The organism is Mesorhizobium sp. B2-5-4 (genome assembly GCF_006441095.1).
GTDB lineage: Bacteria > Pseudomonadota > Alphaproteobacteria > Rhizobiales > Rhizobiaceae > Mesorhizobium > Mesorhizobium salmacidum.
The window spans coordinates 68,964-88,513 of sequence record NZ_VFUR01000019.1 but is presented as its reverse complement, the minus strand read 5'-3'; the positions used below and the strand labels follow the sequence as shown (position 1 = coordinate 88,513).

Here is a 19,550-nt window from a genome sequence, read left to right as displayed (position 1 = left end):
GGTCTCGGCTAGGATCAGATCAGGAGGAAGACGCCATGGCGATGAAGCGGACCAAGACGCCGTGGATGAAAGCCGAGGATTTCGGCCGTTCGCTGCCGCGCGGCATCGGCGTCAATCTGCTGGTATCGGACATGGCGGCGATGGAAGCCTTCTGCCGCGACGTGCTTGGCGCCCGCATCGTCTATGCTGACGAGGATTTCGCCGCGATCGAGCTTCTGGGGTCGGTGTTCATGCTGCATGCCGACCATTCTTATCTCGACAATCCGATGACGGGCTCCATTACGGGCGCCGAGACGCGCGGCGCCGGCATCGAACTGCGCCTTTATGGCGCCGATCCCGACGCGGTCGAGGCGGCGGCGCTGGACCATGGCCACATCGTGCTGGCCGGCGCGATCGACAAACCGCATGGTCTGCGCGAGTGCTATATCGTTGGACCGGACGGATATGTGTTCGTGCCGAGCGCGCCGCTCGCCGGATGAGTGCGATAAATTTGCAACAATTCGTTCCGCAAACCCTATTTTAACCATATCGGGTTGAAATTTCGCCACCTTCTCCATCTTGGTGGAGGTGAGATTGCGCGGACGGCGTCCCCCCAGCCGAATCCGACGGAGGTTGTAATGAATTTTTCGAAAGGCGGCCTGGTGGCCGTATCCCTGGCGGCACTCGTTGCGAGCGGCTGCTCAACCTCACGCTTCTCGTCGATGGACGACCAGCAACCAGCACCGTTGCAGCCGGCGCCTGCCGGCCAGGTGAGCTCGAATCAGCTGCCGCCGCCGGCCTCGCCCGGCACCACCGACCCGTCGCAATTCCCGACCGCGCCGGCGAACACGCAGGTTGCCTCGCTGCCGCCGGATGGTGCGGCGCCGGCAGGCGCCGCGGATCTCAACGCGGCAAGCGTCGCCGGTGTCTGGAACGTCAGCGTCTCAGGCCAGAGCTGCAAGGTGGCGACGCCGCAGACCAAGTTCGGCGCCGGCTTCCGCGCCGGACCGCTGCATTGCCCGGCGCCGATCGATGGCATCAAGTCGTGGAACGTCGCCGGCAAGCAGCTGACGCTCTATGACGAGAACGGCGGCTCGCTGGCGCGGCTCTATTCGTCGGGCGGCTCGAAATTCGACGGCCAGACTTCCAACGGGCAGCCGATCTCGCTTACAAGATAGGCTAGGGTATGCTGATATTCAGGTGATGCCGGCCTGCGAATGGCGGCTCGGCCTGACCCGAATCCCAACATGCGCCCTCTCGCTCTCTCTTGGGCGTCCTGCTTTGAACAACGACGTGACCGATGCATCTGCGTGACGGCCTCCAGACCCATGCGACCGTCAGGCAACGCTACGATCATCTGGTGGAAACCGGCGCGATCGGACGCGATGCCGCGCAGGAAGGGATCGCCGCTGCGCTCGACCGGCTGACCGTGGAGATCTCGGCCAAGCGGCTGGCGCACAAGTCCAGTGCGCTGGGCTGGCTGTTTGCCCGCAAGCGCGAGACGCATGAGGCGGTCAAGGGCCTCTACATCCATGGCGGCGTCGGCCGCGGCAAGACCATGCTGATGGACATGTTCTTCGAGCTCTTGCCGGTCAGGCGCAAGCGCCGCGTCCATTTCAACGACTTCATGGCCGACGTTCAGGACCGCATTCAGAAGCACAGGCAGGCGCGCAAGGAGGGCACGGCCAGGGAAGACGATCCGATCCCGCCGGTGGCCAAGGCGCTCGCCGAGCAGGCCTGGGTGCTGTGCTTCGACGAGTTCTCGGTCACCGACATCGCCGACGCCATGATCCTGTCCAGACTGTTCTCGGCGCTGTTCGCCAATGGGGTCGTGCTGGTCGCTACCTCGAACGTGGCGCCGCAAAACCTTTACCGTGACGGGTTGAACCGCCAGCTTTTCCTGCCGTTCATCGCCATATTGGAACGCCACACGCAGGTGCTGTCGCTGGACAGCGATAAGGACTACCGGCTGGAAAAGCTCGCCCGCACGCCAGTCTATGTCACGCCTGCGGATGCGGCGGCCGACCAGGCGCTCGACGAGGCCTGGCAGGCGATGACGCGCGGGGCGGCGACGGCCGAGATCTCGCTGACGCTGAAGGGCCGCAAGGTCGCGGTGCCGGCCGCCGCCGGCGATGCCGCGCGTTTCGCTTTCGCCGATCTCTGCGAAAAGCCACTCGGCGCGCGCGATTATTTGGCCATCGCCGGCCGGTTTTCGACCGTCTTCATCGACCATGTGCCGGTGCTGGGTGAAGGCAAGCGCAACGAGGCAAAGCGTTTCATCCTGTTGATCGACACGCTTTACGACCATCATACGCGCCTTGTGGTGAGCGCCGAGGCGCCGCCGCACGAGCTTTATGTGGCCAAGCGCGGCGTCGAGGTGTTCGAATTCGAGCGCACGGCCTCACGACTGATCGAAATGCAGAGCCGCGACTGGCTGGAGGATTGGGCGGAGCGGCGGAAGGCGAAGGCGGCCCCAGCGGAAGCGCGGGCGCGGGCCTGAAATATCCGGAAGCCGCGTTCCTTCGCGCCAGCTTAGAAAATCTACAGCCCATAAGCATACATCACAAAGCTCTTCGCCTCGTCATGCGGTTCCTTGCGCGCTTCATAAAGCGCCCGGGCTGGCAGATTGTCCGGCTCGGTGCCGACCCAGGCCTCCTCGCAGCCATGCTCGCGGCCGAGCGCGAACATGGCGTCCAGCATTTTGCGCGCAATGCCCCGGCGCTGAAAGGCCGGCGAGACCCCGACTTCGTCGATATAAAGTTCGGTCGGCTTGTCCGGGTGGCGGTGGATGACCGCCGCGCATTGGCCGACGACAACGTCCCCGGCCAGGGCGACGATCATGAAATGGCCTGATTGCGCGAGATAGCTGGCAAGGCGATCGAGCCGCACCGGCTCGTCGAACACTTCGTCGGCAACCCGCATCACAAGGGTGTCATCGCCGGGATTGAGCCTTCTGATCTCGACCGTCATCGTGTAAATTCTCCCAAGTTGGCTTACAAATTTTGACGTTTACGTAAGTCCCAAACACTCTAACCGATTGAAAATGCAGGGGTCTAAATAATCGTTTGAATTTATTCCACACCGGAGCTATTGGGTGCGGCGAAATTCGCGGTCCCCGCAGCATTCCGGCCTCTTCCTCGACGCCGTGTTGGCGCGTCACAGACAAAGGGAAATCATCCTCACATGGCACGCAACAAGATAGCGCTTATCGGCTCTGGCATGATCGGCGGCACGCTCGCCCACATGATCGGCCTCAAGGATCTCGGCGACGTGGTCCTGTTCGATATCGCCGAGGGTATCCCGCAAGGCAAGGGGCTCGATATAGCGCAGTCGTCGCCGGTCGATGGCTTCGATTCCCGGCTGACCGGCGTCAATGACTATGCCGGCATCGAGGGTGCGGACGTGTGCATCGTCACCGCCGGCGTGCCGCGCAAGCCGGGCATGAGCCGCGACGATCTGCTGGGCATCAATTTGAAGGTCATGGAGCAGGTCGGCGCCGGGCTGAAGAAGTACGCGCCGAAGGCCTTCGTCATCTGCATCACCAACCCGCTCGACGCCATGGTGTGGGCGCTGCAGAAGTTTTCGGGCCTGCCCAAGACTCATGTGGTGGGCATGGCCGGCGTGCTCGACAGCGCGCGTTTCCGCTATTTCCTGGCCGAGGAATTCAAGGTCTCCGTCGAGGACGTCACCGCTTTCGTGCTTGGCGGCCACGGCGATTCCATGGTGCCGATGATCCGTTATTCGACGGTGTCGGGCATTCCGCTTCCCGACCTGGTCAAGATGGGCTGGACTTCGAAGGAAAAGCTGGACCAGATCGTGCAGCGCACCCGCGACGGCGGCGCCGAGATCGTCGGCCTCTTGAAGACCGGCTCGGCCTACTACGCGCCGGCGGCGTCGGCGATCCAGATGGCCGAATCCTACATAAAGGACAAGAAGCGCGTGCTGCCTTGCGCGGCGCACCTCTCGGGCCAATATGGCGTCAAGGGCACCTATGTCGGCGTGCCCGTGGTCATCGGCGCCGGCGGTGTCGAGCGCGTCATCGAGATCGACCTCAACAAGGCCGAGCAGAAGATGTTCGAGGCTTCGGTGGCGACCGTGCAGGGCCTGACCGAGGCCTGTGTCAAGATCGCGCCGCAGCTCGCCTCGAAGTAACCCGCCAAAACATCACCCCCGGCAACCGACCTGGAGATAGTTCCCGATGAACATCCATGAATATCAAGGCAAGGCGCTGCTGAAGAGCTTTGGCGCGCCGGTGGCCGAAGGCGTGCCGGTGTTCAAGGCAAGCGAGGCGGAAGCCGCGGCACAAGCGCTGCCAGGCCCGCTCTACGTGGTGAAGAGCCAGATCCATGCCGGCGGCCGCGGCAAGGGCAAATTCAAGGAGCTCGGCCCCGACGCCAAGGGCGGCGTGCGGCTGGCGAAGTCGGTCGCCGAGGTGGTGGCCAACGCCAACGAGATGCTCGGCCACACGCTGGTCACCAAGCAGACCGGCCCGGCCGGCAAGCAGGTCAATCGCCTCTATATCGAGGACGGTGCCGACATCGAGCGCGAGCTCTATCTCTCGATCCTGGTCGACCGCTCGGTCGGCCGCATCGCCTTCGTCGTCTCGACCGAGGGCGGCATGGACATCGAGGCGGTCGCGCACGACACGCCGGAAAAGATCATCACCGTCGCCATCGACCCGGAGAAGGGCGTTACGGCGGACGACGTGAAGGCGCTCAATGGCGCGCTGAAGCTCGACGGCGACGCGGCCAGGGATGGCGGCACGCTGTTCCCGATCCTCTACAAGGCCTTTGTCGAGAAGGACATGAGCCTGCTCGAGGTCAACCCGCTGATCGTGATGAAGAGCGGCCGCCTGCGCGTGCTCGATGCGAAAGTGTCGTTCGACAACAACGCGCTGTTCCGCCACCCCGATCTGATGGAGCTGCGCGACACCACCGAAGAGGACGAGAAGGAGATCGAGGCGTCGAAATACGATCTCGCCTATGTCGCGCTCGACGGCAATATCGGCTGCATGGTCAACGGCGCCGGCCTTGCCATGGCGACGATGGACATCATCAAGCTCTATGGCGCCGAGCCCGCCAACTTCCTCGATGTCGGCGGCGGCGCTTCGAAGGAGAAGGTGACGGCGGCGTTCAAGATCATCACCAGGGACCCGGCCGTCAAAGGCATCCTGATCAACATCTTCGGCGGCATCATGAAGTGCGACATCATCGCCGAGGGCGTGATTGCAGCGGTCAAGGAAGTCGGGTTGAAAGTGCCGCTGGTCGTGCGCCTGGAAGGCACCAATGCCGAGCTCGGCAAGAAGATCATCAACGACAGCGGTTTGAACGTCGTGTCCGCCGATGATCTTGATGACGCGGCCAAGAAGATCGTTGCGGCGGTGCAGGGCTGAGACGGTGCCTCCGCGCAAGATAAATCTGGTCGAGGCGGCGGATCAAACGATCACTGAGGTGTTCGATCCGCATATCGCCGGCGACGTCAATGATAGCCAGGCCAAGGTCGCCAAGTTCGGCGAGGCCTTCGACTGGCACGCGCATGACAATGAGGACGAAGCCTTCCTCGTGCTGCGCGGCAGGATCGCCATCGATTTCCGCGATGGTCAGGTTGAGCTCGGCGAGGGCGATTTCATCGTCGTGCCGCGCGGTGTCGAGCACCGGCCGCGCTCGCTCACCGCAGAGCCCGTGGTGCTGATGTTCGAGCCGGCGACGACGCTCAACACCGGCAATGCCAAGAGCGATCTCACCGTCACCGATCTAAAGCGGCTCTGATCCATGAACGCGGCGTCCTTCTCTTCGCTCTCGGCCGACCACCAGCGCCTGCAGGCGCTGGTCGGCGCGTGGCGCGGCGAGGAAGAGGTGGCGGAGACGCAATGGGCCGATGGCGGCACGGCGACCAGCGAGGTTTTGGCGGAAGCGGAGTTCGGCGGCCAGTTCGTGGTGCAGCGTTATCGTCAGCGTCGCGACGGCACGATTTCGTTCGGTTCGCACACCGTATTCGGCGTCGACCACCAGAACGGCGTCGTGACCATGCACCAATTCGATTCGATGGGCTTCGTGCCGTTGTCGCCTGCCACGGGTATGTGGAACGGCAACGAACTGGTGCTGGAGCGGTCGTCGCCGCGCGGCTTTGCGCGCGTGACCTATATTTTCGACGATGCCGACACCTACCACATGCGATTGCATTTCAAACCTGCCGGCAACGATGACTGGCAAGACATGGTGAGTGGCGTCTACCGGCGCGTCTCACCTTCCTCGATCAACGGTTTTTAGAAAAGGGCTCCGATGTCCATTCTCGTCGACAAGAACACCAAGGTGCTGGTGCAGGGCCTGACCGGCAAGACCGGCACGTTCCACACAGAGCAGGCGCTGGCCTATCACGGGACAAAGATGGTCGGCGGCATCCACCCGAAGAAGGGCGGCGAGACCTGGACCGGCGCGAAGGGCGAGAGCCTGCCGATCTTTGCCACGGTCGCCGAAGGCAAGGAAAGGACAGGCGCCAACGCCTCCGTCATCTACGTGCCGCCGGCGGGCGCGGGCGAAGCCATCATCGAGGCGATCGAGGCGGAGATCCCGCTGATCGTCTGCATCACCGAAGGCATTCCGGTGATGGACATGGTCAAGGTCAAGGCGCGGCTCGACCGCTCGACTTCGCGGCTGATCGGACCGAACTGTCCGGGTGTGCTCACCCCCGACGAATGCAAGATCGGCATCATGCCCGGAAACATCTTCCGCAAGGGTTCGGTCGGCGTTGTTTCGCGCTCGGGAACACTTACCTATGAGGCCGTGTTCCAGACCACAAATGTCGGCCTCGGCCAGACCACCGCCGTCGGTATCGGCGGCGATCCTGTCAAGGGCACCGAGTTCATCGACATGCTCGAGATGTTCCTCGCCGACGATGAGACCAAGTCGATCATCATGATCGGCGAGATCGGCGGTTCGGCCGAAGAAGACGCCGCGCAGTTCCTCAAGGACGAGGCCAAGCGCGGCCGCAGGAAACCGATGGCGGGCTTCATCGCCGGGCGCACCGCGCCGGCCGGCCGCACCATGGGTCATGCGGGCGCGGTCATCTCCGGCGGCAAGGGCGGCGCCGAAGACAAGATCGCGGCGATGGAATCGGCCGGCATCAAGGTTTCGCCCTCGCCGGCGCGGCTTGGCACGACGCTGGTCGAGGCGATCAAGGGTTAAGTGAATAGTGAGTAGTGAGTAGTGAAAAAACTGAGTGGTGAACACATGAGAGACATCCATTTCTCTACTGACTACTGACTACTCACTCCCCAAAAAAAGGAGACGGAGCCAGGCTCCGCGGACAAAATGGCACGACAAGATCAGGCCAACGACCAATTCTCGCTTACCTCTTTCCTCTATGGCGGCAATGCCGATTACATCGACGCGCTCTACGCGGCGTATGAGGACGATCCCGCCTCGGTCAATCCCGAGTGGCAGGAGTTCTTCGCCGGACTGAAGGACGATGCCGGCGATGTGCGCAGGAACGCCAAGGGCGCCTCATGGGCCAAACCCTCCTGGCCGCTGCAGGCCAATGGCGAATTGGTGTCGGCGCTCGACGGCAATTGGGGCATCGTCGAAAAGCACCTGGAAAAGAAGGTCAAGGACAAGGCGGTCACCAACGGTGTCGTGCTGTCCGACGCCGATGTGCACCAGGCGACGCGCGATTCGGTGCGCGCCATCATGATGATCCGCGCCTTCCGCATGCGCGGCCATCTGCACGCCAATCTCGACCCGCTCGGCATTGCAAAGCTCGAAGACTATAACGAGCTGTCGCCAGAGAATTACGGCTTCACAGAAGCCGACTACGACCGGCCCATTTTCCTCGACAATGTGCTCGGGCTCGAATTCGGCAGCATCCGGCAGATGCTGGAAATCCTCAACCGCACCTATTGCTCGACGCTCGGCGTCGAGTTCATGCATATTTCCGATCCCGAGGAAAAGGCCTGGATCCAGGCGCGTATCGAGGGCGCCGACAAGGAGATTTCGTTCACCGCCACCGGCAAAAAGGCGATCCTGCAGAAGCTGGTCGAGGCGGAAGGCTTCGAGCAGTTCATCGACGTCAAGTACAAGGGCACCAAGCGCTTCGGTCTCGACGGCAGTGAATCGTTGATCCCGGCGCTGGAGCAGATTGTCAAGCGCGGCGGCCAGTTGGGCTTGAAGGAAATCGTGCTCGGCATGGCCCATCGCGGCCGCCTCAACGTGCTTTCCCAAGTGATGGCCAAGCCGCACCGCGCCATCTTCCACGAGTTCAAGGGCGGCTCCGCAGCCCCCGACGAGGTCGAAGGCTCGGGCGACGTGAAGTACCATCTCGGCGCCTCGTCGGACCGCGAGTTCGACGGCAACAAGGTGCACCTGTCGCTGACCGCCAACCCCTCGCATCTGGAGATCGTCGATCCCGTGGTGATGGGCAAGGCGCGCGCCAAGCAGGATTCCCTGTTCGGCCGTGGCCGCGAGGAAATCGTGCCACTGGAAGAGCGAGCCAAGGTGTTGCCGCTCTTGCTGCACGGCGACGCCGCCTTCGCCGGCCAGGGCGTGATCGCTGAAATCCTCGGCCTGTCAGGCCTGCGCGGCCACCGCGTCGCCGGCACGCTGCATTTCATCATCAACAACCAGATCGGCTTCACCACCAATCCGCGCTTCTCGCGCTCGTCGCCCTATCCGTCCGACGTCGCCAAGATGATCGAGGCGCCGATCTTCCACGTCAATGGCGACGACCCGGAAGCCGTGGTGCACGCCACCAAGGTGGCGATCGAGTTCCGCATGAAGTTCCACAAGCCGGTGGTCGTGGACATGTTCTGCTACCGCCGGTTCGGCCACAATGAGGGCGACGAGCCGGCCTTCACCCAGCCGCTCATGTACCGCAACATCCGCACCCATAAGACGACGGTGCAGATCTATGGCGAGCGCCTGATCGCGGAAGGCCACATCACCCAGGCCGAGCTCGACCAGCTCAAGGCCGACTGGCGCACGCATCTGGAAGCCGAATGGGAAGTCGGCCAGCATTACAAGCCCAACAAGGCCGACTGGCTCGACGGCGCCTGGTCGGGCCTGCGCACGGCCGACAATCAGGACGAGACAAGGCGCGGCAAGACCGCCGTGCCGGTCAAGACGCTGAAGGAAATCGGCAAGAAGCTGACCGAGGTGCCGAAGGATTTCGAAGCGCACAAGACGATCATCCGCTTCCTCGAGAATCGGCGCCAGGCGATCGAGTCCGGCGAAGGCATCGACTGGTCGACGGCGGAGGCGCTGGCCTTCGGCGCGATCCTGCTCGACGGCAATCCGATCCGGCTGTCGGGGCAGGATTCGGAACGCGGCACCTTCTCGCAGCGCCATTCCGTGCTTTACGATCAGCGCGACGAGACCCGCTACATCCCGCTCAACAATCTGTCGGCGGCGCAGGCCGGGTACGAAGTCATCAACTCGATGCTGTCGGAAGAAGCGGTGCTGGGCTTCGAATATGGCTACAGCCTGGCCGAGCCGAAGGCGCTGACCCTGTGGGAAGCGCAGTTCGGCGACTTCGCCAACGGCGCCCAGGTGGTGTTCGACCAGTTCATCTCGTCGGGCGAGCGCAAATGGCTCAGAATGTCGGGCCTCGTGTGCCTGTTGCCGCATGGCTATGAGGGCCAGGGCCCGGAACATTCTTCGGCCCGGCTGGAGCGCTTCCTGCAGCTTTGCGCCGAAGACAATATGCAGGTCGCCAACTGCACGACGCCGGCTAACTATTTCCACATCTTGCGCCGGCAGCTGAAGCGCGACTTCCGCAAGCCGCTGATCCTGATGACGCCGAAGTCGCTGCTGCGCCACAAGCGGGCGGTGTCGACGCTGCCGGAAATCTCGGGCGAAAGCTCGTTCCACCGGCTGTTGTGGGACGATGCCCAGCTGTTGCCCAACCAGGCGATCAAGCTGACCAAGGATTCCAAGATCCGCCGCGTCGTGCTGTGCTCGGGCAAGGTCTACTACGACCTCTATGAGGAGCGCGAGAAGCGCGGCATCAACGACATCTACCTGCTGCGCGTCGAACAGCTCTACCCGTTCCCGGCCAAGGCGCTGATCACGGAGCTGTCACGCTTCCGCAATGCGGAGATGGTGTGGTGCCAGGAGGAACCCAAGAACATGGGCGCCTGGTCATTCATCGACCCGTATCTGGAATGGGTGCTGGCACATATCGACGCCAAGCATCAGCGGGTGCGCTACACCGGCCGTCCGGCGGCCGCGTCGCCGGCGACCGGCCTGATGTCGAAGCACCTTGCCCAGCTCGCCGCGTTACTCGAAGACGCGCTCGGCGAATAAGCAGAATTGGGCGAATAGAACTGAAGCGAAAGAACGGACAGGCACAATGGCTACCGAAATCCGCGTTCCCACCCTTGGCGAATCCGTCACCGAAGCGACCGTCGGCAAATGGTTCAAGAAGGTCGGCGATGCCGTTGCCGCCGATGAGCCGCTGGTCGAGCTCGAGACCGACAAGGTGACTGTGGAGGTGCCCGCCGCCGCCGCCGGCACGCTCGGCGAAATCTCTGTAAAAGAGGGTGAGACGGTCGGCGTCGGCGCGCTGCTAGGGTCGATTTCGGGCGGTGGGGCGGCTGCTCCCGCGACCAGGCCGCAAGCTGTGGCGCAGGCTTCGAGCCCCGACGCGGCGCAGACCACCAAGCAGGCCGCGGCAGAGACCGCCAAGGTTGCAGGCGACGCCGGCCCGGTCGAGCCGCGCACCATGCCGCCGGCGCCGGCGGCGGCAAAGCTGATCGCCGAGAACAATCTGTCGGTCGACCAGCTTTCCGGCTCGGGCAAGCGCGGCCAGGTGCTGAAGGGCGATGTGCTCGACGCCATCTCCAAGGGCGCGCCGTCGCAGCCGGCCGAAACGCCAAAAGCGGCGCCGGCCCCGGTTGCGGTCCGGGCGCCGTCGTCGGGCGACGATGCTTCGCGTGAAGAGCGCGTGCGCATGACCAAGCTGCGCCAGACCATCGCGCGCCGGCTGAAGGAAGCGCAGTCGACCGCAGCCATGCTGACCACCTTCAACGAGGTCGACATGTCGGCCGTAATGGCGCTCAGGACCAAATACAAGGACGTGTTCGAGAAGAAGCACGGCGTGAAGCTCGGCTTCATGGGCTTCTTCACCAAGGCCGTCACGCACGCGCTGAAGGAAATCCCCTCGGTCAATGCCGAGATCGACGGCACCGACATCATCTTCAAGAACTATGCCCATATCGGTGTCGCGGTCGGCACCGAAAAGGGTCTCGTGGTCCCGGTCGTACGCGATGCCGACCAGATGTCCATCGCCGAGATCGAGAAGGATATCGGCCGGCTGGGCATTGCCGCACGTGATGGCAAGTTGTCGGTGGCGGATATGCAGGGCGGCACCTTCACCATCTCCAATGGCGGTGTCTACGGATCGCTGATGTCGACGCCGATCCTCAACGCGCCGCAGTCGGGCATTCTCGGCATGCACAAGATCCAGGAGCGGCCGGTCGTGGTCGGCGGCCAGATCGTGATCCGACCGATGATGTACCTGGCGCTCAGCTACGATCACCGCATCGTCGACGGCAAGGAAGCCGTAACCTTCCTGGTGCGCGTCAAGGAAAGCCTGGAGGATCCCGAGCGGCTGGTGCTCGATCTCTGAGGCGGTCGGATGGCGGGTTGCGGCAGGGCTGGCCAATGATGGCCCTTTTGCCTGGGCTCGCCAGACCGGTCGTGCTGGTGACCGGCATTCTCGCGGCTGTTGCAAATGCCTATGCCGCCTGTCCAACCGAGCTTGCCGTTTACGGCGACAGCCAGAGCGGCGCGGAGATCGACTTCACCCCAACAGGCACGTCGGCCACCGTCACCAACAGGTTTCGCTTGGTCCTCGACAACAATGTCGTGCTGAACGGCATCGTCATGTGGACCCAGGACGTATCGCGGCCTAACGGCGCGTTGATGTACAAATGTCCGGAAGGCGATGTCACCGGCGAGGAGCTTGCCGCCTGCACGCTGTGGAACGGCGTCGTCTACACGTCCGACGACAAGGGCAATATCGGGCTTTTGCCGGCCGAGGGCGTCGAGGCGCCGAAGACGCTGATCCTGCCCGATCTCGGGCCGGCGTTGCGCCAATCCCGGGCCTATGGCGGCAGCGGTTTTTCGAAAGTGCCGTCGGATGTGTTCGCGATGAAGGGATGCCAGGAATGAGCGCGACGCAAAAAGTGCTGCTGGTCACCGGCGGCAGCCGTGGCATCGGCGCTGCCATCTGCCGGCTGGGAGCCAAGGCTGGCTATCGCGTCGGGGTCAATTACGCCTCCAACAAGGCCGCCGCCGATGCGCTGGTTGCCGAGATCAAGGCCGGCGGCGGCGAAGCTGTTGCCGTCAGGGGCGATGTCGGCAAGGAAACCGATATCGTGGCCATGTTCGGCGCTGTCGACCGCGCCTTTGGCCGGCTCGACGCCTTCGTCAACAATGCCGGCATCGTCGACGTCAAGGCGCGCGTCGACGAGATGGATGTCGCGCGGCTGGAGCGCATGATGCGCATCAATGTCGTCGGCTCGTTCCTGTGCGCCCGCGAGGCCGTCAAGCGCATGTCGACGCGGCATGGCGGGTCGGGCGGCGCGATCGTCAACATCTCGTCGGCGGCGGCGACGCTGGGCTCGCCGGGCGAATATGTCGACTATGCCGCCTCCAAGGGCGCCATCGACACCTTCACCATCGGGCTTGCCCGCGAGGTGGCGCTGGAGGGCATTCGCGTCAATGCGGTGCGGCCGGGCATCATCGACACCGACATCCACGCCTCCGGAGGCCAGCCCGACCGGATAGAACGGTTCCGCGATCTGCTGCCGATGAAAAGGGCAGGAACGGCGGACGAAGTCGCCGGTGCGGTCCTCTATCTTTTATCCGATGCCGCGTCCTATACGACGGGCGCGATCCTGAATGTCAGCGGCGGCCGCTGAGCCCCAAGCAAAAGGGAAACAAACATGGCTTATGACGTGGTTATCATCGGCTCGGGACCGGGCGGCTATGTCTGCGCCATCAAGGCGGCACAGCTTGGGCTGAAGGTCGCGGTGGTCGAGAAGAACGCGACCTTCGGCGGTACCTGCCTCAACATCGGCTGCATCCCGTCCAAGGCGCTGCTTCATGCCTCCGAGATGTTCGCCGAGGCCGGCCATTCCTTCGACACGCTCGGTGTCGAGATTCCGGCACCCAAGCTGAACCTGAAGAAAATGATGGCGCACAAGGACGCGACGGTGTCGTCCAACGTCAACGGCGTCGCCTTCCTGTTCAAGAAGAACAAGATCGATGCGTTCCGGGGCACCGGCAAGGTGGTTGGCGCCGGCAAGGTCTCGGTGACCGGCGAGGACGGCAAGGTCGAGGAGATCGAGACCAAAAACATCGTCATCGCCACCGGGTCCGATGTCGCCGGCATTCCGGGCGTCAAGGTCGATTTCGACGAGAAAATCATCGTGTCGTCGACCGGTGCGCTGTCGCTGGAAAAGGTGCCTGGTCATCTGGTGGTGGTCGGCGGCGGCGTCATCGGGCTCGAGCTCGGCTCGGTCTGGGCACGGCTCGGAGCCAAGGTCACCGTGGTCGAGTTCCTCGACACCATTTTGGGCGGCATGGACGGCGAGGTGTCGAAACAATTCCAGCGGCTGCTCTCCAAGCAAGGTTTTGAGTTCAAGCTCGGCGCCAAGGTCACCGGCGTCACCAAGGCCAAGAAGGGCGCTACCGTCACTTTCGAGCCGGTCAAGGGCGGTGCCGCCGAAACGATCGATGCCGACGTGGTGCTGATCTCGACCGGACGCCGCGCCTTTTCGGATAGCCTCGGTCTGAAGGAAGCCGGCGTCAACGTCGACGAGCGCGGCCGGGTCAAGACCGACGGCCATCTCAGGACCAATGTTCCCGGCATCTATGCCATCGGCGATGTCATCGCCGGGCCGATGCTGGCGCACAAGGCCGAGGACGAGGGCGTGGCGGTGGCCGAGACCATCGCCGGCCAGGCCGGCCATGTGAACTATGAGGTCATTCCGAGCGTGGTCTACACCAGTCCGGAGATCGCCTCGGTCGGCAAGACCGAGGAAGAGCTGAAGAAGGCCGGCATCGACTACAAGGTCGGCAAATTTCCCTTCACCGCCAATGGCCGCGCGCGCGCCATGCTGCACACCGACGGTTTCGTGAAGATCCTGGCCGACAAGCAGAGCGACCGCGTGCTCGGCGTCCATATCGTCGGCTTCGGCGCCGGCGAGATGATCCACGAGGCGGCGGTGCTGATGGAGTTCGGCGGCTCGTCGGAAGACCTGGCGCGCACCTGCCACGCGCATCCGACGATGTCGGAAGCGGTGAAGGAAGCGGCGCTGGCGACGTTCTTCAAGCCGATCCATATCTGAGGGCGCCCAACGCTTCGTCGTCCTATGGCGGAGCAAGGAGCGAAGCGACGCGGCGTGGACCCCTGGAGCTGCTCCGCAGCCCAAGGGATCCATGCCGTGATTTTAGAGCGCTCCCGCGGTGCGGAATTCTGCTCCTCTGCATTCCTCGGCCGAGGTCGCGGCATGGATCCTCGGGTAAGCCCGAGGATGACGAACGCGCGCAGTGGCTTGGCGCCAAGGCCCCCAACGGTCATCACCAAACAAAAACGGCCCGCCTTTCAGCGGGCCGTTCGTCTTTGGTATCGGGCCGCTTACTGGGCCGGCGCAGGCGCTGGTGCAGGCGCGGGAGCCGGGGCTGGTGCCGGGGCGGGCGCTGGTGCAGGGGCGGGAGCCGGTTCGGCTGGCTTGGCCGGCTCAGCGGGCTTCATCGGTTCAGCCGGCGCGGGCGCCGGGGCCGGTGTGCTGGCCGCTGGCGGCTCGGCGGGTGCCGGGTGCTGGCCACTTCTTCCGAAAACGTAATACGCGACTATCGCCAGAATAACGACGACCAGCGCAATCAGCCAAGGGCTGCCGCCACCGCCGCTCGGCCGAGGGGCATTGGTGGACGAATTGTACGGATCGTTTGGATTTGGTGTGTTCGCCATAAACGTGTCCTCCGGGAAAATGAAAATGGTCAATCAACATTCATCAACGCGCAACCGTTGATTGGGTTTCACGCTAGCGGAGGAAAACGCCGGAAACGCGGCGTTTGCGGGCCTCCGCTGCCATCCGACTCAATTGACGGCGGTGACAGTATAGCCGGCTTTGCGGAAATCCTCGACCAGTCCCTCTGGACCGGGAAGATGCAGCGCGCCGACCGCCATGAAGGCGTTGCCCTTGGCCAGGATCGGCCCGGCATGGTCGACCATCACCTTGTTGCGGCTGGTGATCATGGTCTCCTCGAAGGCGGCATAACCCGCGGGATCGTCCTGCTCGTCGGGCATGGCGGCGCGGAACAGCGGCCAGAACATGCCGGTGTCGCCACGCTGGTAGAGCACGATCATGGTCTCGTTGATGTCGTTGACCTTGTCGCCCAGCTTCAGCGTGTCGACCAAGCCCTTCATGTGGAAGGCGAGCGGCAGCGAGGCCATGGCGCGGAGCTGGCTCTCGGCCGTTTCCAATCCTTCCACCGGCTTGCCGGCCGCCTTGGCGCTCTCCGCCAGCTTGACGTCGAGCACCGGCGCTCCGCCGGCCTGGCGGGCGAGTTCGCAGGCTGGAAGCGCCATCATGGCCGACAGCATCCATGGCTTCATCTTGGCGACCGTTGCCGGCGGGATGCCGCGCGCATCGAGCGCGGCGTTCATGGCCGCCGCTTCGTCCGGCGACAGCAATGACGACAGCGTCGTGGAGTCGGTGAACATCATCAGGTCCGGCTCCTTCAGCATCGCCGCCATCATCTTCTGCTTGTCGAGCACGTCGGTGGTCTCGATGATGAGGGTGCCGGCGGCGTCAAAGGCCTTCTGCGCATAGGCCGGCAGCGTGGTCACGCGCGGATCGGTCATGTGCATGGTGCCGAACAGGTAGGATGGCTGTTCGCCTGATTTTTCCAGCTTCCACAGCAGGCCCTTGCCATTGAGCGTGGCCGCTGCCTCCGCCTCGATCTTGTCGTAGGTGGCAGGGCTACCCTTCTGCAAGGCCGACAGCATGTCGGCGCCGGTACAGGTCGGGACTTCCGCGTGCGCCCTGCCGGCGGCGAACAGCAGCACGGCAAGGAAGGACAGGAAAAACAGCACGTTGAGCGCGACAAGCAGTTTCAGCGAGACGGAAGCTGCACGGTCGGCGATGGCGATGACGCGTTTCATGATCCCATTCCTAGGACCGAAAAGCGGCAAAACCGTTAATCGGGACGGCAAAATTGAAGGGTTCAGGCCCTGGGGTGGGCCGATTCGTAGATTTCCAGCAGTCTTGCGGTGTCGACACCGGTGTAGATCTGCGTCGTCGACAGGCTGGCGTGGCCCAAGAGTTCCTGGATGGTGCGCAGATCGCCGCCACGGCCGAGCAAATGGGTGGCGAAGGAATGGCGCAAGGCATGCGGCGTCGCGGTGTCAGGCAGGTTGAGCGCCGCGCGCAGTTTCGCCATGTCGCGCTGGATGATGGCCGGGTTGAGCGGGCCGCCGCGCGCGCCGCGAAACAGCAAGCCCTTGGGATCGAGATGGTAGGGACAGAGCCTGCGGTATTCGGCGATTGCCCTGAGCGCCACCGGCAGCACCGGCACCAGCCGCGTCTTGCCGCCCTTGCCGGTGACGCGCAGCACGGTGTCGGCCTCCGATGCCAGATCGGCCCCGGCCAGCCCAAGCGCTTCCGAAATGCGCAGGCCCGAGCCGTAGAGCAGCGTCAGCACGGCGGCGTTGCGGGCAGCGATCCAGGGCTCTTCGGCTAGCTGACCCTCGACGGAGACCACGTGCCTGGCATCGCTCGCCGTCAGCGGCTTGGGCAGCGATTTGGGCTGGCGCGGCGCGCGCAAGGCAGCCGCACCAGCCGCATTGGCCAGGCCTCGTCGTTCGAGGAACCGCAGCAGCGAACGGATGCCGGCCAATCCGCGGCCAAGCGTGCGTGCACCGGCACCGGCATTGCGGCGAGCGGCGAGGAAGCCGCGCAGATCGGCCGGGCGCAGGTCCGAGATATCGGAAATGCCGGGCGGTCCGCCGATATGGCCGGTAAGGAAGTGCAGGAACTGGCGTGAATCGCGCTCATAGGCCTCGACGGTTTGCGGCGACAGCCGGCGTTCGCGCGCCAGCATCTTCAGCCAGCTTTCACGCGCCGCCTGGAGATCGGGTTTTGCCGGTATGAGGAATTCCTGCATGGCGGCATTTTCGGGTATTCGGGTTAGGAAGCGGTGAAGAGGCCGTCATTGAAATGACGGCGAGGCGGCGCTAGAGCAGGGGCAAAGGATTTTTCGCCCATGAGCAAACCCCAAAACCCCGTCCAAATGGCCGTGATCGGAGCCGCGCACGGCATCAAGGGCGAGCTCAGGGTGAAAACCTTCACCGGTGATCCAATGGCGCTGGCCGACTACGGGCCGCTCTACGCCAGGGACGGCCGTGCCTTCCAGATCACCGACATAAGGCCTGCCAACACCGTTGTCGTGGTGCGGTTCAAGGGCGTCAACGACCGCAACGCGGCCGAAGCGCTTGCCGGTACGGAGCTGTTCGTCGACCGCTCGATGTTGCCCGATGATGGCGAGGAGGACGAATTCTACCATGCCGACCTGATCGGGCTGGAAATCCGGGATGATACCGGTGCCGCCATCGGCAAGGTCGTCGCGGTGCACAATTTCGGCGGCGGCGACATTCTCGATGTGACGCTCGCCGGGCGCAAGGGTGTGCTTATCCCGTTCACGCAGGTCGCCGTGCCTGCCGTGTCGATCGCCGAGGGTTTTGTCCGCGTCGACCCGGTGGCGGCCGGTCTGGTCGAGGACGAGGATGGTGAGGCGCCGCGCGAGGACGATTTCGACCCCAAGGGCAGGCCGCGCGGACCGCGCGACGCCGGGGGCAACCGGTGAGTTTTGCCGCGTCGGTGCTGACGCTCTATCCCGAGATGTTTCCCGGCGCGCTCGGCGTGTCGCTGGCCGGACGGGCGCTGGAGGCCGGCACATGGTCGCTTGATGCGATCCAGATCCGCGATTTCGCCATCGACAAGCATCGCACCGTCGACGACACGCCGGCCGGCGGCGGCGCCGGCATGGTGATGCGCGCCGATGTGCTGGCCAAGGCGGTCGACCATGCTTCGCCTCCCGGTGATTTGCGGCCGCGGCTCTTGATGAGCCCGCGCGGCAAACCGCTGACGCAGGCGCGCGTGCGCGAGCTCGCCGCCGGGCCGGGCGCCGTCATCCTGTGTGGCCGCTTCGAAGGTGTCGACCAGCGGGTGATCGACGCGCGCGGCCTGGAGGAAGTCTCGATCGGCGATTTCATCCTGTCGGGCGGCGAGCCGGCGGCACTCGTGCTGCTCGACGCCGTGGTGCGGCTGTTGCCCGGCGTGATGGGCAATGCCGTGTCCGGTGAGGAAGAGAGTTTCGAGAACGGCCTACTCGAACATCCGCATTACACGCGGCCGCAGGAATTCGAGGGCAGGGAGATTCCCGAAGTGCTGATCTCGGGTAATCACAAGAAGATCGCCGCCTGGCGGCGTGAGCAGTCAGAGCGGCTGACGAAGGAGAGGCGGCCCGATCTTCTGGGCGCTCAGCCTTTGGTGAAATAGTAGAAGGCGAGAAACAGGCCGACGGCGACCACGAAGCCGCGCACCATTTTCTGCGGCACGCGCTTGGCGATCCAGACGCCGGCATAGCCGCCCAGCGCGCCGGCCGGGATCATGATGATCGCCTGCGGCCAGGCGACGACGCCGCCCGAGACGAAGACGACGATGGCGACAGCGGCGATGACCACCGCGAGCATGTTCTTCAAGGCATTCAGCCGGTGATAATCGCCGGCTTGGGTCAGGCCGAGGGTGGCCAGCATCATCACGCCCATGCCGGCGCCGAAGAAGCCGCCATAGATGGCGGTGACGAATTGGGCCAGCGAACCGGCGAGAGAACCCACGGCCGCTTCATGTCCAGGTTTCGGCGCCGGCTTCAGCCAGGGTCCGGCGGCAAACAGCGCCGTCGCGCCCAAAAGCAGCCACGGCACCAAGGCGCGAAAGGATGGATTGTCGAGCGCCAGCAGGATCAGCGCGCCGGCCAGCGCGCCGCCGGCCGAGATCAGGCAGAGCAGCAGCGCGCCGCGCCAGAAATGCCTGATATCGTCCCAGTAGGCGAGCGTCGAGGTGATGTAGCCGGGAAATTGCGTCACCGAGGAGGTGGCGTTGGCGACGATCGGCGGCACGCCGACCAATGTCATGGCGCCGAAGGTGATGAAGGTGCCGCCGCCGGCGACCGCGTTGGCGGCGCCTGACAGAAAGCCCGCCAGGAAGAGCAGGATGGCGTGGAAGACAGACATGGAGGGCCGCCGTAAGGATGTGTGCTATTTCTGCCTTAGGGAGCTTGCCGGACCTGCGCAACCCGGCACGGCAGGATTAAGATGGTGCCATGCCGGGAGCCATGCCGGCAAAAAATGCATGGGCAAGGCGTGACAAAGCGCCGAAATAGCTGTATGTGCCCGCCCGTACCGGCAAGAACAATCTGCCGGACCCGTCAACAATGACGGTGTAGTCGCCCCTGCCCGATGTTTTGAAGACAAATGTCTTGGAGACAAAGGACATAGCCGAGCGGTCG

General features: G+C 64.0%; 19 protein-coding genes. 15 read left to right on the top strand and 4 right to left on the bottom strand.

What is annotated here, in order from left to right; translation table 11 throughout:
• Positions 1-35: 35 nt before the first annotated feature.
• The 3 genes from FJ492_RS22175 to zapE all read left to right on the top strand — a co-directional run bounded on the left by FJ492_RS22175 (position 36) and on the right by zapE (position 2,479).
• Positions 36-479 carry a hypothetical protein gene (locus tag FJ492_RS22175; protein ID WP_140718307.1) on the top strand — a complete coding sequence of 148 codons (444 nt, stop codon included), beginning with the start codon at positions 36-38 and terminating at the stop codon, positions 477-479.
• A 138-nt stretch (positions 480-617) separates the two neighbouring features.
• On the top strand, positions 618-1,157 hold the full coding sequence (locus FJ492_RS22170) for a protease inhibitor Inh/omp19 family protein (RefSeq protein ID WP_140510339.1): 540 nt from the start codon (positions 618-620) through the stop codon (positions 1,155-1,157).
• Positions 1,158-1,279: 122 nt separating this feature from the next.
• A complete protein-coding gene (gene zapE / locus FJ492_RS22165) occupies positions 1,280-2,479 on the top strand; it encodes a cell division protein ZapE (protein ID WP_140772285.1) in 1,200 nt (399 codons plus the stop codon).
• 41 nt (positions 2,480-2,520) lie between these two features.
• On the opposite strand, the gene FJ492_RS22160 is transcribed toward zapE, so the two are convergent.
• A complete protein-coding gene (locus tag FJ492_RS22160; RefSeq protein WP_140772283.1) occupies positions 2,521-2,949 on the bottom strand; it encodes a GNAT family N-acetyltransferase in 429 nt (142 codons plus the stop codon).
• A gap of 213 nt (positions 2,950-3,162) precedes the next feature.
• Here FJ492_RS22160 and mdh point away from each other — a divergent pair, with 213 nt between their 5' ends.
• From mdh to lpdA, 10 genes are all read left to right on the top strand, one after another.
• Positions 3,163-4,131, top strand: a complete 969-nt coding sequence (mdh, locus tag FJ492_RS22155) for a malate dehydrogenase (RefSeq protein ID WP_140772281.1) — start codon at positions 3,163-3,165, stop codon at positions 4,129-4,131.
• A 46-nt stretch (positions 4,132-4,177) separates the two neighbouring features.
• A complete protein-coding gene (sucC, locus tag FJ492_RS22150) occupies positions 4,178-5,371 on the top strand; it encodes an ADP-forming succinate--CoA ligase subunit beta (protein ID WP_140510330.1) in 1,194 nt (397 codons plus the stop codon).
• A 4-nt stretch (positions 5,372-5,375) separates the two neighbouring features.
• Positions 5,376-5,747, top strand: coding sequence for a cupin domain-containing protein (locus FJ492_RS22145; RefSeq protein ID WP_140510328.1), 372 nt, complete (start codon positions 5,376-5,378; stop codon positions 5,745-5,747).
• A 3-nt stretch (positions 5,748-5,750) separates the two neighbouring features.
• Positions 5,751-6,248: a DUF1579 family protein gene (locus FJ492_RS22140; RefSeq protein ID WP_140772279.1), complete on the top strand. Its 498-nt coding sequence runs from the start codon at positions 5,751-5,753 to the stop codon at positions 6,246-6,248.
• A 12-nt stretch (positions 6,249-6,260) separates the two neighbouring features.
• Positions 6,261-7,163, top strand: a complete 903-nt coding sequence (gene sucD, locus FJ492_RS22135) for a succinate--CoA ligase subunit alpha (RefSeq protein ID WP_027145554.1) — start codon at positions 6,261-6,263, stop codon at positions 7,161-7,163.
• Positions 7,164-7,289: 126 nt separating this feature from the next.
• Entirely contained in the window at positions 7,290-10,274 is a 2,985-nt protein-coding gene (locus FJ492_RS22130) for a 2-oxoglutarate dehydrogenase E1 component (RefSeq protein WP_140510324.1), read from the top strand.
• A 46-nt stretch (positions 10,275-10,320) separates the two neighbouring features.
• A complete protein-coding gene (odhB, locus tag FJ492_RS22125) occupies positions 10,321-11,598 on the top strand; it encodes a 2-oxoglutarate dehydrogenase complex dihydrolipoyllysine-residue succinyltransferase (protein WP_140772277.1) in 1,278 nt (425 codons plus the stop codon).
• Positions 11,599-11,633: 35 nt separating this feature from the next.
• On the top strand, positions 11,634-12,143 hold the full coding sequence (locus FJ492_RS22120; RefSeq protein WP_140772275.1) for a hypothetical protein: 510 nt from the start codon (positions 11,634-11,636) through the stop codon (positions 12,141-12,143).
• Positions 12,140-12,895 (top strand): SDR family oxidoreductase, encoded by a 756-nt coding sequence (locus FJ492_RS22115; protein ID WP_140772273.1) that lies wholly within the window; start codon positions 12,140-12,142, stop codon positions 12,893-12,895. Before FJ492_RS22120 ends, FJ492_RS22115 begins: the two co-directional genes overlap by 4 nt.
• A 24-nt stretch (positions 12,896-12,919) precedes the next feature.
• A complete protein-coding gene (gene lpdA, locus FJ492_RS22110; RefSeq protein ID WP_140510316.1) occupies positions 12,920-14,326 on the top strand; it encodes a dihydrolipoyl dehydrogenase in 1,407 nt (468 codons plus the stop codon).
• 752 nt (positions 14,327-15,078) lie between these two features.
• Here lpdA and FJ492_RS22100 read toward each other — a convergent pair.
• Together FJ492_RS22100 and FJ492_RS22095 are read right to left on the bottom strand one after the other, a co-directional pair.
• Complete coding sequence (locus FJ492_RS22100; RefSeq protein WP_140752507.1) at positions 15,079-16,146, bottom strand: TraB/GumN family protein; 1,068 nt, start codon at positions 16,144-16,146, stop codon at positions 15,079-15,081.
• A gap of 62 nt (positions 16,147-16,208) precedes the next feature.
• Positions 16,209-17,147: a tyrosine recombinase XerC gene (locus FJ492_RS22095; RefSeq protein ID WP_140718289.1), complete on the bottom strand. Its 939-nt coding sequence runs from the start codon at positions 17,145-17,147 to the stop codon at positions 16,209-16,211.
• A gap of 99 nt (positions 17,148-17,246) precedes the next feature.
• Here FJ492_RS22095 and rimM point away from each other — a divergent pair, with 99 nt between their 5' ends.
• A complete protein-coding gene (gene rimM / locus FJ492_RS22090) occupies positions 17,247-17,846 on the top strand; it encodes a ribosome maturation factor RimM (protein ID WP_140510308.1) in 600 nt (199 codons plus the stop codon).
• Positions 17,843-18,541: a tRNA (guanosine(37)-N1)-methyltransferase TrmD gene (trmD, locus tag FJ492_RS22085; RefSeq protein WP_140510306.1), complete on the top strand. Its 699-nt coding sequence runs from the start codon at positions 17,843-17,845 to the stop codon at positions 18,539-18,541. Before rimM ends, trmD begins: the two co-directional genes overlap by 4 nt.
• Here the strand turns inward: trmD and FJ492_RS22080 are convergent.
• Complete coding sequence (locus tag FJ492_RS22080) at positions 18,523-19,275, bottom strand: sulfite exporter TauE/SafE family protein (protein WP_140772271.1); 753 nt, start codon at positions 19,273-19,275, stop codon at positions 18,523-18,525. The genes trmD and FJ492_RS22080 overlap by 19 nt on opposite strands.
• Positions 19,276-19,550 lie beyond the last annotated feature (275 nt).